Origin of the sequence: Streptomyces sp. NPDC005752 (assembly GCF_040630715.1) — a bacterium.
Classification (GTDB): domain Bacteria; phylum Actinomycetota; class Actinomycetes; order Streptomycetales; family Streptomycetaceae; genus Streptomyces.
Genome location: NZ_JBEXYB010000014.1, coordinates 139,590 through 154,105 on the forward strand (window position 1 = coordinate 139,590; position 14,516 = coordinate 154,105).

A 14,516-nucleotide genomic window follows, 5' to 3' on the forward strand; every position below is an offset into this window, starting at 1 on the left:
GCTGGCTTCGGGCGTGGTGCGGTTACTCGGTGGTCAGGCGGTACGGGCGCCACGCGCCGCCGCCACTGCGGCGGCGAGCGCGGCCGGGTCGTCCCGGACGGTCGCTACCTCGCCGGCCCGGTCCCCGCGCACATGGGAGATCCGGTGTCCGCCGGGGGTGGCGACCACGTCGATCCACTCGCCGTGCGGATGGCCGCAGCGGCGTTCGCACCCGGACCAGTACACAGGGAGCCGACCGGACGGTCCGACGGCGGCCCCCGCATCGGCCCGGACGTCGGCCAGCGACTTCGCGCAGCCCGGCCGTCCGATACAGGCCCCCACTCCGGCCCAGGGGGAGCCGGGCCCGGTGATCAGGCCGGCTCCGGAGAGGCCGGACAGCAGACCGTCCGCACGGTCGGGTCCGATCCCGGTGACGACGACCCCGCGCCACGGGGTGAGGCGCAGTTCCCCGGCGCTCGACAGCAGGCGCCACTGAACCGGGTCCAGCCGGCCCAGCGGTACGCCGACGGACAGCGCGGTCCCGCGACGGCTGCCCGGGACGGGGCCGTGCGCCGGGGGCGGGGCCGCGGGAGAGCGGGGACGGCGGTCCGGGGCGACGGTGACATCCGCCCGTCGCAGCCGTCGGACGACCTCGCGGGGCAGCGCGGCCGCCGTGTCGTCCGGCAGGTCCTTCACCCGCCAGGCGCCGGAGTCCTGGGCGGCGTCGAGGAAGGCCTCTGCGGCGGTCAGCGCGGCGAGAGGGCCGTCGGGGGAGGGGACGCGGAGGACGGCGTCGCCGTCCCCGATGCGCAGGAGGGCGCTGTCGTCACCGTCGCTCAGGAGAGTGAGGTCGGCCCCGAGCGTGTCCACATCGCCCCGGCCGTCGTCGAGTGCGAACAGGAAACGGCCGGAGAGCGCCGTCGCGCGGTTGCTTCCGCACAGAAGGCGGTCCAACCCGGTCAGCCACGGCCGGACGTCGGCGGCCCCGAGGGCGTCGAGCCCGGAGAACGGGGTCGCGACCACGTTGCGTACCCGCTCGTGGAGGGCGGAGGGCAGGAGCCCGGCCGCGTCCAGCAACCCGGCCAGTTCCGCACCGCAGTCCGGGGCGAGCCCGCGCAGCTGCACGTTCCCGCGGGAGGTGAGATGCAGCTCACCGTCACCGAGGCGCTCGGCGGCCTGCCCCAGCGCGTCTGCCTGACGGGGCGTCAGCACCCCGCCGGGTATGCGGATCCGCGCCAGCGCACCGTCGTCCGCCCGGTGCAGACGCAGTGCGCCGGGGCAGGCGTCACCGCTGCTCCGGGCACACGCATCGCCCGGCGACCGGGACGTGAGGGGGGAGGCGGACATGGCGGCGAGCATACCGACCGTGACCGTGGCGCAGCCCTGCGGTCACTGTGACCTACGGGACATCCGCCGGCCCCCCGCCCGGGCAGGGGCCGTCTGGTCAGGACCCCCCTCCCCCCGCCTACTATGCCTAGCGGCGGTCCGTTCGGTCCGCCATCGCCAGACGGCGAACATGGGAGGAAGCCCGGTGAGATTCCGGCGCGGTCCCGCCACTGTGAGCCCGGCCCACCGGCCGTGCGAGTCAGGAACTCCCTTTCCCAGGCTCTCGGTCCCGCCCGAGCAGCCGATCCGACACTGCCCGGGGCGTGGACACCCCGAGGAGGGCTGACGCCGCATGATCCTGCTCCTGTCGACGTCCGACACCGACCTGCTCAGCGCCCGTGCGGCGCAGGGACCGGTCAGCTACCGCTACGCCAACCCCTCCCGGCTCGCCCTCGACGACCTCCCGCAGCTGCTGGAAGGGACCGACCTCGTCGTCGTACGCCTCCTCGGCGGTGTCCGCGCCTGGCAGGAAGGGCTGGACCAGGTGCTGGCCACCGGCCGCCCGGTCGTCGTCCTCACCGGTGAACAGGCCCCCGACGCCCAGCTGATGGCCGCGTCCACCGTCCCCATCGGCATCGCCGCCGAGGCGCACGCCTATCTCGCGCACGGCGGACCCGCCAACCTGGAACAGCTGGCCCGGTTCCTCTCCGACACCGTGCTGCTCACCGGCCACGGCTTCGAGCCGCCCGCCCCGGCCCCCGCGTGGGGCCCGCTGGAGCGGACCGCCCGGGACGTCACCGGCCCGACCGTCGCGGTGCTCTACTACCGCGCCCACCACATGAGCGGGAACACCGCGTTCGTCGAGGCGCTCTGCACGGCCGTGGAGGACGCGGGGGCCCGCGCCCTCCCGCTCTACGTCGCCTCGCTCCGGACGCCCGAGCCCGAACTCATCGACGAACTCCGTGCCGCGGACGTCATCGTGACGACGGTTCTCGCCGCCGGCGGCACCAAGCCGGCGACCGCGTCGGCCGGCGGTGACGACGAGTCCTGGGACGCGGGCGCCCTCACCGGCCTCGACGTCCCGGTCCTCCAGGCGCTCTGCCTCACCAGCCCGCGTGCCGCCTGGGAGGAGAACGACGAGGGCGTCTCCCCGCTGGACGCGGCCACCCAGATCGCGGTGCCGGAGTTCGACGGGCGCCTGATCACCGTGCCGTTCTCCTTCAAGGAGATCGACGAGGACGGTCTGCCCGCGTACGTCGCCGACACCGAGCGTGCCGCCAGGGTCGCCGGAATCGCCGTACGGCACGCCAGGCTCCGCCACATCCCGGCAGCCGAGAAGCGGATCGCGCTCGTCCTGTCCGCGTACCCGACCAAGCACTCCCGCATCGGCAACGCGGTGGGTCTCGACACCCCCGCCAGCGCCGTCGCCCTGCTGCGCAGGCTGCGCGCCGAGGGCTACGACTTCGGCCCGGAGGAGGAGATCCCGGGCCTGGTCTCCGGGGACGGCGACGAGCTGATCTACGCGCTCATCGAGGCGGGCGGTCACGACCAGGAGTGGCTCACCGAGGAGCAGCTGGCCCGCAACCCGGTCCGCATCCCCGCCGCGGACTACCGCCGCTGGTTCGCCACGCTGCCCGCCGAGCTGCGCGAGGCCGTGGAGGAGCACTGGGGCCCGGCGCCCGGCGAGATGTTCCTCGACCGGTCCCGCAACCCCGAGGGCGACATCGTGCTCGCCGCCCTGCGCCGCGGGAACCTGCTCATCCTCATCCAGCCGCCGCGCGGCTTCGGCGAGAACCCGATCGCGATCTACCACGACCCCGATCTCCCGCCCTCGCACCACTACCTGGCCGCGTACCGCTGGATCGCCGCGTCCGCCGACGACAACGGCTTCGGCGCCGACGCGATGATCCACCTCGGCAAGCACGGCAACCTGGAGTGGCTGCCCGGCAAGAACGCCGGTCTCTCCGCCGCCTGCGGTCCCGACGCCGCGCTCGGCGACCTGCCGCTGGTCTACCCGTTCCTGGTCAACGACCCCGGTGAGGGCACCCAGGCCAAGCGCCGCGTGCACGCCACCCTCGTGGACCACCTCGTACCGCCGATGGCGCGCGCCGACAGCTACGGCGACATCGCCCGCCTCGAACAGCTCCTCGACGAGCACGCCCAGATCGCCGCGATGGACCCGGCCAAGCTCCCGGCGGTACGCGCCCAGATCTGGACCCTCATCCAGGCGGCGAAGCTCGACCACGACCTGGGCCTGGAGAACCGGCCCGAGGACGAGGGCTTCGACGAGTTCATCATGCATCTCGACGGCTGGCTCTGTGAGATCAAGGACGTCCAGATCCGCGACGGCCTGCACGTCCTGGGTGGCGCCCCGACCGGCAAGGACCGCGTCAACCTGGTCCTCGCCGTCCTGCGCGCCCGCCAGATCTGGGGCGGCACGGCGTCGCTGCCCGGCCTGCGCGAGGCACTCGGCCTCGACGAGTCCGCCGCCACCCGCACCGCCGCCGACGAGACCGAGGAGAAGGCCCGCGCACTCGTCCAGGCGATGGACGACGCGGACTGGGACCCGGCGGCCGTCGCCGGTGTGGCCGCCGGACACCCGCAGGCCGTCGCCGACATCCTCGACTTCGCCGCCCGCGAGGTCGTGCCCCGCCTCGCGGCGACGACCGACGAGCTGGACCACACCGTCCACGCGCTGAACGGCGGCTTCGTCCCCGCCGGACCGTCCGGCTCGCCGCTGCGCGGCCTGGTGAACGTCCTGCCGACCGGCCGGAACTTCTACTCCGTCGACCCGAAGGCCGTCCCGTCCCGCCTCGCCTGGGAGACCGGCCAGGCTCTCGCGGACTCGCTCCTGGAGCGCTACCGCGCGGACAACGGCGACTGGCCCACCTCCGTCGGCCTGTCCCTGTGGGGCACCAGCGCGATGCGCACCGCGGGAGACGACATCGCCGAGGCGTTCGCCCTGCTCGGCGTCCGACCCGTCTGGGACGACGCCTCGCGCCGGGTCACGGGCCTGGAGGCGATTCCGTACGAGGAGCTTGGACGCCCCCGTATCGACGTCACGCTGCGCATCTCCGGGTTCTTCCGCGACGCCTTCCCGCACACCATCGGGCTGCTCGACGACGCCGTGCGCCTGGCGGCCTCGCTCGACGAGCCCGCCGAGCGGAACTTCGTGCGCGCCCACACCCAGGCCGACCTGGCCGAACACGGCGACGAGCGGCGCGCCACCACCCGCATCTTCGGCTCCCGCCCGGGTACGTACGGTGCCGGGCTGCTCCAGCTCATCGACTCCCGTGACTGGCGCACCGACGCCGACCTCGCCGAGGTGTACACGGTGTGGGGCGGCTACGCCTACGGCCGTGAACTGGACGGACGCCCGGCCCGGGACGAGATGGAGACCGCGTACAAGCGGATCGCGGTGGCGGCGAAGAACACCGACACGCGTGAGCACGACATCGCGGACTCGGACGACTACTTCCAGTACCACGGCGGCATGGTCGCGACCGTGCGTGCGCTGAAGGGCACCGCCCCCGAGGCGTACATCGGCGACTCGACCCGCCCCGAGACGGTGCGTACCCGCACGCTGGTCGAGGAGACGTCCCGGGTCTTCCGTGCCCGGGTGGTCAACCCGAAGTGGATCGAGGCGATGCGCCGCCACGGTTACAAGGGAGCCTTCGAGCTCGCCGCGACAGTCGACTACCTCTTCGGGTACGACGCGACGACGGGCGTGGTCGCGGACTGGATGTACGACAAGCTCACCGAGACCTACGTCCTGGACCCGACGAACCGCGAGTTCCTGCAGCAGGCCAATCCCTGGGCCCTCCACGGCATCGCGGAGCGCCTCCTGGAAGCCGAATCCCGGGGTATGTGGGCGAAGCCCGACCCGGCGGTGCTCGACGCCCTGCGCAAGGTCTTCCTGGAGACGGAAGGCGACCTGGAGGGCGAGGACTGAGGCGGAGGGCCGGCCGGAGCATCCCCCGGCCGGTGCCCCGCGCTCCTGCCTTGCCGCCTCTCCGTCGAGGGTTCAGGCTTGGGGCATGGGTGATCCGGCGGACCACACGCCCCTGGCCGCTGTCCAGCACGCTTTTCGCCTGCTGGAAGCCGTAGCGGCCCATGCGGGTGGCGCCCCTGTGCAGCAGCTGGCGCGCGAGGCAGGGCTGCCCCTGGAGGCGGCCCTGGAAGCGGTGCGGGCCCTCACGGACGACGGTTACCTCCGCGTGCTCGATGACGGTGGGGTGATCCTGAGCGACCGGCTGCGGGACGGGGACTCCGGGCCCGGAGCGGTGGATCTCGTGCGCCCTGCCCTGGCGGCCCTGCGGGACGACCTGTCCGCCGCCGCCTACCTCACCTTCTACGAGGAGGGCGAGATCCGCATCGCCGAGATAGTCGACGGCCCGCAGGCTCCCAGGGTCGACCTCTGGGTGGGGTTCGAGGAGGCCGGGCACGCCACGGCCCTCGGAAAGTGCGTGCTGCGCGAACTGGACGACGAGGCACGCCGCGACTACCTGGCGCGGCATGCCCTCGCCGACCTCACGCCTCGTACGATCACGCACCGGGACGAGCTGATCCGGCAGCTCGAGTCATCGACGGCCGCACCGGTGGTGATGGACCGGGAGGAGTACGACCTCGGCACCACGTGCATCGCGGTGCCCGTCTACAACGGCGACAAGCTCGGCTCGCTCGGGGTCTCCTTCCGGGCGGACCGGATGTACCGCACCCGCCAGGTCAGGGAGAGCCTGCTGTCATCGGCGAACCGGGTGAGCAGGGGGCTCACCCTCGATCTCTGAGGCTGCCCGCCGGTCCGAGCCGAACCGAGGCCGCGCGTCCGGCCGCAGGCCGGTCACGTCAGGCGTTCAGCCAGTCGCGGTAGCGGGTGGGGGCGATGCGTGCCGCGGGTCCGGCGATGATCGCGTCGCCCTGGACGGCCGCGAACATACCGGCCGAGCTGTCCGTGACGACGGTGCGCTTGTCACCGCGTGCGGCGAGGGTGATGCCGCCGAGTTCGTCGAGCGTGAAGACATCGGCACCCGCGACGTCGAGGGTGCCCTGGAGGGGGCGGCCTGCGGCGACCTCCGCCACCGTCGCCGCCACGTCCGCGGCGGCGATCGGCTGGATCGGGGTGGCGGGCAGCCGGACGGTCTCCTCGTCGGCGGTCCAGGACAGCACCGCGTCCACGAACTCGAAGAACTGTGTGGCGCGGACGATCGAGTACGGGACGGGCCCGGCCTTGAGCAGGTCCTCCTGGAGCACCTTGGCGCGGTAGTAGTCGAGCTGGGGCACCTGTTCCACACCGACGATGGAGAGGGCCACCGCGTGTCCGACGCCCTGTTCACGTGCGGCCGTGAGGAGGTTGTCCATCGTCGTCCGGAAGAAGTCGAGCGACGCCTCGTCGAAGGTGGGCGAGTTGGTCACGTTGACGACGACGTCGGCTCCCTCCAGGGCAGCCGACAGGCCCTCCCCGGTGACGAGGTCGACACCGCTGGACTGCGAGTGCGGCACCGCCTCGTGTCCGGCCGCCTTGAGGTCCTGCACCACCTGTGAACCGATGAGTCCCGTTCCGCCGAGCACTGCGATCTTCATGTCATACCTTCCCACGCATGAATGAGGGCGATTTGCCGGAATTGTCCGACCTCGATCACCCTACCCCTGAAACTCGGATATTTCTTGTCCGAGACAATACTCGGATAAGGAGTGTCCGGGTAGAGGGAGGTACTGTGAGGTGGTGAAGATGTCGGGCGGAGTCGAGTGGGCGTTGCACTGCTGCACCGTGCTCACGACCAGCAGCGAGCCGGTCCCCGCCGCGCGGCTGGCCGAACTGCACGATGTCTCGGGCAGTTACCTCGCGAAGCAGCTCCAGGCGCTTTCGCGGGCCGGGTTGATCCACTCCACCCAGGGCAAGTCGGGCGGCTACGCCCTGACCCGGGCCCCTGAGACGATCACCGTCCTCGACGTCGTCCAGGCCGTCGACGGTCCCGCGCCCGCCTTCGTCTGCACGGAGATCCGGCAGCGAGGCCCCATGGCGACCCCCGCTGCCGCCTGTGTCACCCCCTGCGCGATCGCCCGCACGATGGGGGCCGCGGAGGCAGCCTGGAGGGCGGCGCTGGCCGCGGTCACGATCGCGGACGTGGCCCACGACGTCGAGTCCGACTACGGGCCCCAGGCGATGGCCGGTATCGGCAACTGGCTCGCGGGCAAGGACTCCTGACCGCCTGGCCGACGGGGAGGGAGAGCCGGCCCCGGGGCGGCGTGTGACCGGTACCCCGGTCCCGCACCGGAGCGGGCGGCGCCGTCGGGAGGACGACGTCAGGTCGGCCGACTGCGCGTCCTCCCGCGATCTCGGCGGTCGGGCATCACGGGCGACGGGGCCGCCCCCGCAGGGTCCGGCCCGGGCCGCGTGCACGCGGACGCGATCACGCGAATGACGCCCGGGCCCTGCGCCGAATGGCCGGATCGATCAGGAATCGAGAAGCGCTCGCCATGGAGCCGGACTTAGCGTCTTCCCATGGCTTCTCTCACATCCGTCATCCTCGACGCGGCAGACCCCACCGCCGCCGACCGCTTCTACGCGGACGCCTTCGGCCTGGACGCGCAGGTGAGCGCGCGGGCCTCGACGACGCTGCCGACCGGTTTCCGCGGGTTCACGCTGTCGCTCGTGGTGTCCCAGCCCTCCGTAGTCAACGGCCTGATCGACGCGGCCGTCGCTGCCGGTGCCACCACGGTGAAGCCGGCCACGAAGTCGCTCTGGGGCTACGGCGGTGTCGTGCGGGCCCCTGACGGGGCGCTCTGGAAGGTGGCGACCTCGGCGAAGAAGGACAAGGGGCCGGCCACCCTGGAGATCGACCAGCTCGTGCTGCTCCTCGGGGTGGAGGACGTACTCGCCACCAAGAAGTTCTACGTCGGGCAGGGCTTCACCGTGGGGAAGAGCTACGGCCGCAAGTACGTGGATTTCGAGATGCCCTCGAGCCCCGTCAAGCTGGCGCTCTACGGCCGTAAGGCCCTTGCCAAGGACGCCGGGGTCTCGCCCGAGGGCACCGGACCCCACGGGATCGCGATCGGCTGCGACAGCGGCCCCTTCACCGACCCGGACGGTTTCGAGTGGGTGAAGACGTCGGGCTGAGGCGCGCGCGGCCTCCTCACCGGCGCGAGCACCCGCCGGGCCGGTCGCACCTGGGCAAGTCCCGGCCGCCGTGGCACGATCGCGCACGTGACGAGCAGATCCACCGAGGCGCAGCATCTGCGCGACCTGGCGCTGCTGCGCCGCGTCCGCGACCGGATGGACCGGGAGTACGCGAGGCCGCTGGACGTCGAGGCGCTCGCCCGGGGCGTGAACATGTCGGCCGGGCACCTCAGCCGCCAGTTCCGGCTCGCCTACGGCGAGTCGCCGTACGGCTATCTGATGACGCGGCGGATCGAGCGCGCGATGGCGCTCCTGCGGCGTGGCGACCTGAGCGTCACCGAGGTCTGTTTCGAGGTCGGCTGCTCGTCGCTGGGCACCTTCAGCACACGCTTCACGGAGCTCGTCGGCATGCCGCCGAGCGCCTACAGGCGCCAGGCGGCGAGTGGAGCGGCCGGAGTGCCGCCCTGCGTGGCGAAGCAGGTGACCAGACCGATCAGGAATCGAGAAGCGCGCCCCGTCGAACCGCCGCTAGCGTGACGGCCATGGACATCACCATTCACACGAGCGTCCTCCCGCACGACGACCCGGACGCCTCGCTGGCCTTCTACCGCGACACCTTGGGGTTCGAGGTCCGCAGCGACGTCGGGACCGGCAGGATGCGATGGATCACGGTCGGCCCCGCCGGCAGCCCCGGAACATCCATCCTCCTGGCACCGCCGGCCGCCGACCCGGGCATCACCGAGGACGAGCGCCGCACCGTCGTCGAGATGATGGCCAAGGGCACCTACGGCTGGATCCTCCTGGCCACCGAGGACCTCGACGGGACCTTCGAGAGGCTGCAGACCGGTGACGCGGATGTCATCCAGGAGCCGACCGAGCAGCCGTACGGCGTGCGCGACTGCGCCTTCCGCGATCCCGCGGGCAACCAGATCCGCATCCAGGAACTGCGCTGAGCCCTACGCGCCCGTAACCGCGGCCGACAGCACGCGGCCGGCTGCCGGCTCGTCGTGCAGCGCTCTCAGGCCGATCGCGTCCGAGGCGGTGCAAGCCGGTCAGGGCTCGGGACCGCACGACGGCGACGCACCCTCCAAGGCCCGTGACCCACCCGCACGGGCCAGGCGCGCCATCGCGAGGGCGCCCCCTCGATTTTCTGGCGATCCGACGGCTGCCCCCGGTTATCCTGCGTCGTTCTGAACAGGCCAGGGAGGTCTCCAGCATGAGCAGCACCACGTCGCCCTTTCCCGACCGGATCGAACTCACGGGGGAAGGTCTCGTCCTGCGCGACTGGACCGAAGCGGACCTGACCGCGATGCCGGATCTGTTCGACCACGCGGACATCGCGTACTGGACACCGATCGTCTCCCCCTTCGACGAAGCGGCCGCTCGCGCACGGCTCGACCGGGACCGGCAGCTGCGGGCGGAGGGTACGGCCATCCTGCTCGCCATCACCACGGACGGCGGCGTACCTCTCGGCGAGGTCATGCTGCGGCGCGCTCCCGAGGGCACGGAGATCGGCTACGTGGTCGGCCCGGCACACCGCGGCCGGGCACTGGCCTCACGCGCGGTCCGGGTGATGGCCGCGTACGCCTTCGACCAGCTGGGCGTGGAACAGGTGATCCTGGAACTGGAGGCCGAGAACGACGCCAGCGTGGGTGTGGCCACCCGGGCGGGCTTCACCCTGCTCGAAGTACCGCTGATCAAGGGGGAGGAGAAGGGGCGGTCCTACTCCCTGCAGACGTGGGGCCGGAATTCGGGCACGTGACGGGCTGACGACGCGCCTCCTCCTGGAGCTTGGCCCGTGTGCGACCAGCGGGGATGCCCCGAGAACGAGTCTGCGACCCGGAGTGTCGCCAGCGCGAGCGAGGGCGGAGGCGGGCTTCGATCCCGTGCGTGGTTGCCCCTCAACACGCCTTCCCGCCAACCCTTTTCGTCCTGACGTATACGGTCTCCTCCCCGTCGGGGCCTGCTTGACTGGTCCAGGTAGACCGTTCGTCGGATCGAGTGGGGAGTACGGAGTGCCTCTGGAGTTCGGGCTGTGGCGGGTGGACGACGAGCCGGTGCGAGTGGTCACGCGGCCGATGCCTCTGGAGTCGAGGTTGGAGAAGCTCATAGAGGCTGATCCTGAGATCCTCGGCAGACCACTTCTGCTGATCGGCCGACAGGTGCGGACGGATCACGGAAAATTCGTCGATCTGCTCGGCATGGACGCCGAGGGCGCCCTGCACGTCCTGGAGCTCAAACGGGACTGCACCCCCCGGGAGGTCGTGGCGCAGCTCCTCGACTACGGCTCCTGGGTCCAGGAACTGAGCAACGAGCAGGTGCGGGAGATCTACGCGACGTATGCCCGCGATCGGGGCCTGGTGACGGAACTGGACGAGGCGTTCGCGCTGCGTTTCGGCGGTAGCGCTCCGGAGGCGCTGAACAGTACCCACACCCTTACCGTCGTCGCGAGCGAGATCGACGCCGCCACCGAGCGGATCGTCACCTACCTGGCATCCAGTCACGGCGTCCCCGTCAACGTGCTGTTCTTCCGCTACTTCGAGGACGAGGGCCGTTCTTACCTGGCGCGCACGTGGCTTCTGGACGAGGCCGAGGACGTGGTGCCGCCGTCGGGAACGAAGGGGCGGGGAAAACAGGAGCCGTGGAACGGTACGGACTGGTACGTCTCCTTCGGCGACGAGCCGGGCTCCCGGAGCTGGGTGGACGCGCGTAAGCACGGCTTCGTGTCGGCCGGTGGCGGGGACTGGTTCTCCCGCACACTCCGTTCCCTGCCTGCGGGGGCGCGGGTGTTCACGCACATTCCCAAGACGGGGTACGTAGGCGTGGGTACGGTGTCCGGCGAGCCGCAGCCCTTCGAGGATGCCGTCCTCACCGTTGACGGCGAGAGCCGGCGGATGGCGGACCTCGAGCTCGAAGGCTCCTACCGGCCGCACGGTGGTACAGCGCCCGGAGCGGGCGGGGAGGACCGCCGCGAGTGGGTCGTCCCGGTCGACTGGGAGCAGGCTGTGCCGCGCGAGAGGGCGTTGTGGCGACCCGGCTTCTTCGCCAATCAGAACTCCGCCTGCAAGCTCCGCGCCCGCTTCACGGTCGAGGAAGTCTCCCGCCACTTCGGCGTTGCGTGACTGACCAGGGGTTGTTGAGGTGGTGAGGCGGAGCGCCCGGATCAGGCTGATGCTCGCCGGAATCAGGGATCAGCTCCGCGCGTAGGGCGAGGTCCGTGCGTTCCGCGCCGAGAGCAGGAAGAGGTCAGCCCCCGCAGCGAGCTGCGGGGGCCGTCGATGTACTGCCCGGCGAAAGTAATGGCGGAGGATACGAGATCCGAACTCGTGAGGGGTCGGATCCGCACGCTTTCAGCGGTGACCCTGCGGGACAGCCAGGGACTTCGGTGATCCGGGGGCCCGAGACCGGGGGTGTACTCCGGTCCGGGCTATTCGGGAAAGGGGCCGCGGACCGAGACGCCCCCGTCCAGCACGATCTGCTGACCGGTGATGTAGCGCGCCTCGTCCGAGGCCAGGTAGACGGCCGCGGCAGCCATCTCCTCCGATGTGCCGTAGCGGCCTGCCGGGATTTCGGGGACCCATTCACCGGAGGAGCCGGCGTTGACGGCGGTGCTGATCGCCCCACCTGCCACGACGTTCATCCGGATGCCGTCGGCCGCGTACTCGGCCGCGACCGTCCGCGCCAGGCTGTACAGACCGGCCTTGGAGGCACCGTAACCGGCCTGCTTCGGCGCGGCCATGAATCCCGTGACCGAGCCGATGCTGACGATGTTCCCGCCCGTGCCCTGTTCCAAGAAGAGCCGCAGCACGTGCCGCACTGCGCGGACCACATAGCGCAGGTTCAATTCGTAGACGGTGTCCCAGTCCTCGTCGGCCATCTCGTGCAGCTTGACAGCAGGTACGAACGCCACCTGGCCACCGACCACCGTGACCAGGATGTCGAGCCCGCCCAGCCGTTCGGCCGCCCCGGTGATCGTGGCTTCCAGCTGTTCGAGGGAGCGGACGTCAGCGCTCAGCGCGTGGGCGGCATGTCCGGCCGCCCGCAACTCGTCTGCCGCCTCGGCAGCCCGTGCGGCATCCACGTCGACCACCACCACTGCCGCCCCGGCGGCCGCACAGGCACGGACGATGCTCCGGCCTATCCCTGCCCCGCCACCACCGATCACCAGAGCCCGCTTGCCGTCGAGCCTGCTCAACCCGGCCATGCACCCTCCCCCGTCACCAAGTTGACCGAGGGTATCGACTCGATGGCCGACGGAGAGAAGGAAGAGGCTGAAGAGGTAGCGGAAGTGACGCCATCACCCCTCGTGCCTGTCGGACGCGTCGTCGAACGGCACACCGCTCTTGCGTCGACCCGGCCGGATGAGCAGGAGCACTGCCAGCAGGGATCGGAGGCAGGCGGCCGGCCACGAGCCGACGCAGCCACTACTGCGACCCGTGGGACGGACCGCCGCTGCCATCAGCGCCTCGCCCAGGCCGCGCAGTCAGAGGCGGGGGCGTGCCACCGTGTGCCCCTGCGCACAGACCTTCGACGTATTGCCCGGAGAGCAATGGCGGAGGATACGAGATTCGAACTTGTGAGGGGTTGCCCCCAACACGCTTTCCAAGTCTGCATATGGAGATGCAGGGGCGTGCGGGGACGTTCCGACTTAGGGCGAGAAGGGAGCGGTAGGTGTTTAGAACGGTGCCGTACGTCCGTGAACGAGACCGAAACTGAGACCAAGGATCCGGCCCGCGTTGGTGCAGGTCGGCGGCTTCCCGGTCACGCGGTAGCCGGGAAGCCGCCGATCACCTTGCTGCCATCTCGATGCCGCTAGCACATCAGGATGGGATGAGCCGGCCAGACGAGATCTTCTTACCCAATGTACTGAAAGTCTTACTCTCTGACTCCTGTTGCGGTCTAGCCTAAGCGCCATGTGAGTCCGGCACACCGGATCCGACCTCGGGAGTGGACTATGAGGCTGCTGTCGCACGTTGAGGCCAGCCCGGAGCAGATGCGCATTCTGGCGGATACTCGGCCCGGCTTTCATCTGGTCCGTGGTGCCGCAGGCAGCGGTAAGACGACAACTGCGCTGTTGCGGCTGCGACAGCTGTGCGCCACCAGGTTGAGCCGTCGAGAGCGACTACAGCAAGAAGAGCCGGTACGAGTCCTGGTGCTCACCTACAACAAGACTCTTCAGGGGTACATCGCAGAGCTCGCTCGACAGCAGGTGTCAGGTTCTGCGGGACTGGTCCTTCGTGTTGCGACCTTCAGTAAGTGGGCCGTTGACATGGTCGGCAACGATGGGCTTGTCGATCGCGCGCGGACGCGGCCGGTCATCCGCAGCCTGGCTTCCGCCCTCTCTCTGCCAGATGACTTCATCGTCGATGAGGTGGAATACCTGATGGGGCGCTTCCGCCCCGAGGACATCGAGGAGTACCTGACCGCTCGCCGTGAGGGGCGAGGGCAGGCTCCTCGCGTCGATCGCTCACTGCGAAAGCGCCTCTTGACCGAGGTGGTGAGCCCTTACATCAGCCACAAGGAGAAGTGCGGATGGAGGGATTGGAACGACGTAGCCGTTGAGGCAGGCCGAGCGGGTGGGCAGCCGGCTTGGGACATCGTGATCGTCGATGAGGCCCAGGACTTCAGTGCCAACCAGGTGCGAACCATCAGCGCGCATGTGAGTGGGGACCACACCACGACATTCGTAATGGACGCTACCCAGCGCATCTACCCGCGCTTTTTCACCTGGTCAGAGGCCGGAGTTCAACTTACTAACGCACATGTACTGCGCAGCAACTACCGCAACACGCGTCAAGTAGCCGCTTTCGCACGCGGTTTGGTCGAAGGACTGCCGCACGAAGATGATGGCGCACTCCCCGACTTTTTGGCCTGTGATCGCGACGGCCCTCTGCCCGCCGTGGCGGTCGGACGATTCGGCGATCAAGTGCGCTACGCCATTCAGCGTCTACGAAATGACATTGATCTGACTAGTGAGTCGGTTGCGTTCCTCCACCCGAAGGGGGGCGGGTGGTTTGACTACCTTCGACAGGTTCTACTGAACTTGAACTCGTGTTGTCGGCCCAGGGTCTCGCTGTGCTGCCAGGACGGTTGC

Annotated in this window: 11 protein-coding genes, 1 pseudogene and 1 riboswitch; of the genes and pseudogenes, 9 read left to right on the top strand and 3 right to left on the bottom strand. The window is 70.3% G+C overall.

Translation table 11 applies throughout. The annotated features are described in order from the left end of the window. Positions 1-33 precede the first annotated feature (33 nt). The gene (gene cobG, locus ABZ441_RS14605) at positions 34-1,338 is read right to left on the bottom strand and encodes a precorrin-3B synthase (protein ID WP_358972763.1); all 1,305 of its coding nucleotides are present in this window, start codon (positions 1,336-1,338) and stop codon (positions 34-36) included. A gap of 161 nt (positions 1,339-1,499) precedes the next feature. After that, positions 1,500-1,574: riboswitch (cobalamin riboswitch) on the top strand. A gap of 83 nt (positions 1,575-1,657) precedes the next feature. Here cobG and cobN point away from each other — a divergent pair. Then, on the top strand, positions 1,658-5,257 hold the full coding sequence (gene cobN, locus ABZ441_RS14610; RefSeq protein WP_358972766.1) for a cobaltochelatase subunit CobN: 3,600 nt from the start codon (positions 1,658-1,660) through the stop codon (positions 5,255-5,257). Between the two features lie 85 nt (positions 5,258-5,342). Further along, positions 5,343-6,092 (top strand): IclR family transcriptional regulator C-terminal domain-containing protein, encoded by a 750-nt coding sequence (locus ABZ441_RS14615; protein ID WP_358972769.1) that lies wholly within the window; start codon positions 5,343-5,345, stop codon positions 6,090-6,092. Between the two features lie 58 nt (positions 6,093-6,150). Here the strand turns inward: ABZ441_RS14615 and ABZ441_RS14620 are convergent, their stop codons facing one another. Then, positions 6,151-6,885 carry an SDR family oxidoreductase gene (locus ABZ441_RS14620; protein WP_358972772.1) on the bottom strand — a complete coding sequence of 245 codons (735 nt, stop codon included), beginning with the start codon at positions 6,883-6,885 and terminating at the stop codon, positions 6,151-6,153. Positions 6,886-7,033: 148 nt separating this feature from the next. Between ABZ441_RS14620 and ABZ441_RS14625 the strand changes: the two genes are divergently transcribed. The 6 genes from ABZ441_RS14625 (at position 7,034) to ABZ441_RS14650 (ending at position 11,544) form a co-directional block, all read left to right on the top strand. After that, the gene (locus ABZ441_RS14625; protein ID WP_358972775.1) at positions 7,034-7,510 is read left to right on the top strand and encodes an Rrf2 family transcriptional regulator; all 477 of its coding nucleotides are present in this window, start codon (positions 7,034-7,036) and stop codon (positions 7,508-7,510) included. A gap of 297 nt (positions 7,511-7,807) precedes the next feature. Next, positions 7,808-8,422: a glyoxalase gene (locus ABZ441_RS14630; protein WP_358972778.1), complete on the top strand. Its 615-nt coding sequence runs from the start codon at positions 7,808-7,810 to the stop codon at positions 8,420-8,422. An 87-nt stretch (positions 8,423-8,509) separates the two neighbouring features. After that, positions 8,510-8,959: a helix-turn-helix transcriptional regulator gene (locus ABZ441_RS14635; RefSeq protein ID WP_358972781.1), complete on the top strand. Its 450-nt coding sequence runs from the start codon at positions 8,510-8,512 to the stop codon at positions 8,957-8,959. Between the two features lie 5 nt (positions 8,960-8,964). Beyond that, positions 8,965-9,375 (top strand): VOC family protein, encoded by a 411-nt coding sequence (locus tag ABZ441_RS14640; protein WP_358972784.1) that lies wholly within the window; start codon positions 8,965-8,967, stop codon positions 9,373-9,375. 263 nt (positions 9,376-9,638) lie between these two features. Beyond that, the gene (locus tag ABZ441_RS14645; protein WP_358972787.1) at positions 9,639-10,184 is read left to right on the top strand and encodes a GNAT family N-acetyltransferase; all 546 of its coding nucleotides are present in this window, start codon (positions 9,639-9,641) and stop codon (positions 10,182-10,184) included. Positions 10,185-10,437: 253 nt separating this feature from the next. Further along, positions 10,438-11,544, top strand: a complete 1,107-nt coding sequence (locus ABZ441_RS14650) for an endonuclease NucS domain-containing protein (protein WP_358972790.1) — start codon at positions 10,438-10,440, stop codon at positions 11,542-11,544. 305 nt (positions 11,545-11,849) lie between these two features. On the opposite strand, the gene ABZ441_RS14655 is transcribed toward ABZ441_RS14650, so the two are convergent. After that, the gene (locus ABZ441_RS14655; RefSeq protein ID WP_358972793.1) at positions 11,850-12,626 is read right to left on the bottom strand and encodes an SDR family oxidoreductase; all 777 of its coding nucleotides are present in this window, start codon (positions 12,624-12,626) and stop codon (positions 11,850-11,852) included. Positions 12,627-13,415: 789 nt separating this feature from the next. Here ABZ441_RS14655 and ABZ441_RS14660 point away from each other — a divergent pair. After that, positions 13,416-14,123, top strand: a pseudogene (locus ABZ441_RS14660) (UvrD-helicase domain-containing protein); the annotation flags it as partial. Positions 14,124-14,516 lie beyond the last annotated feature (393 nt).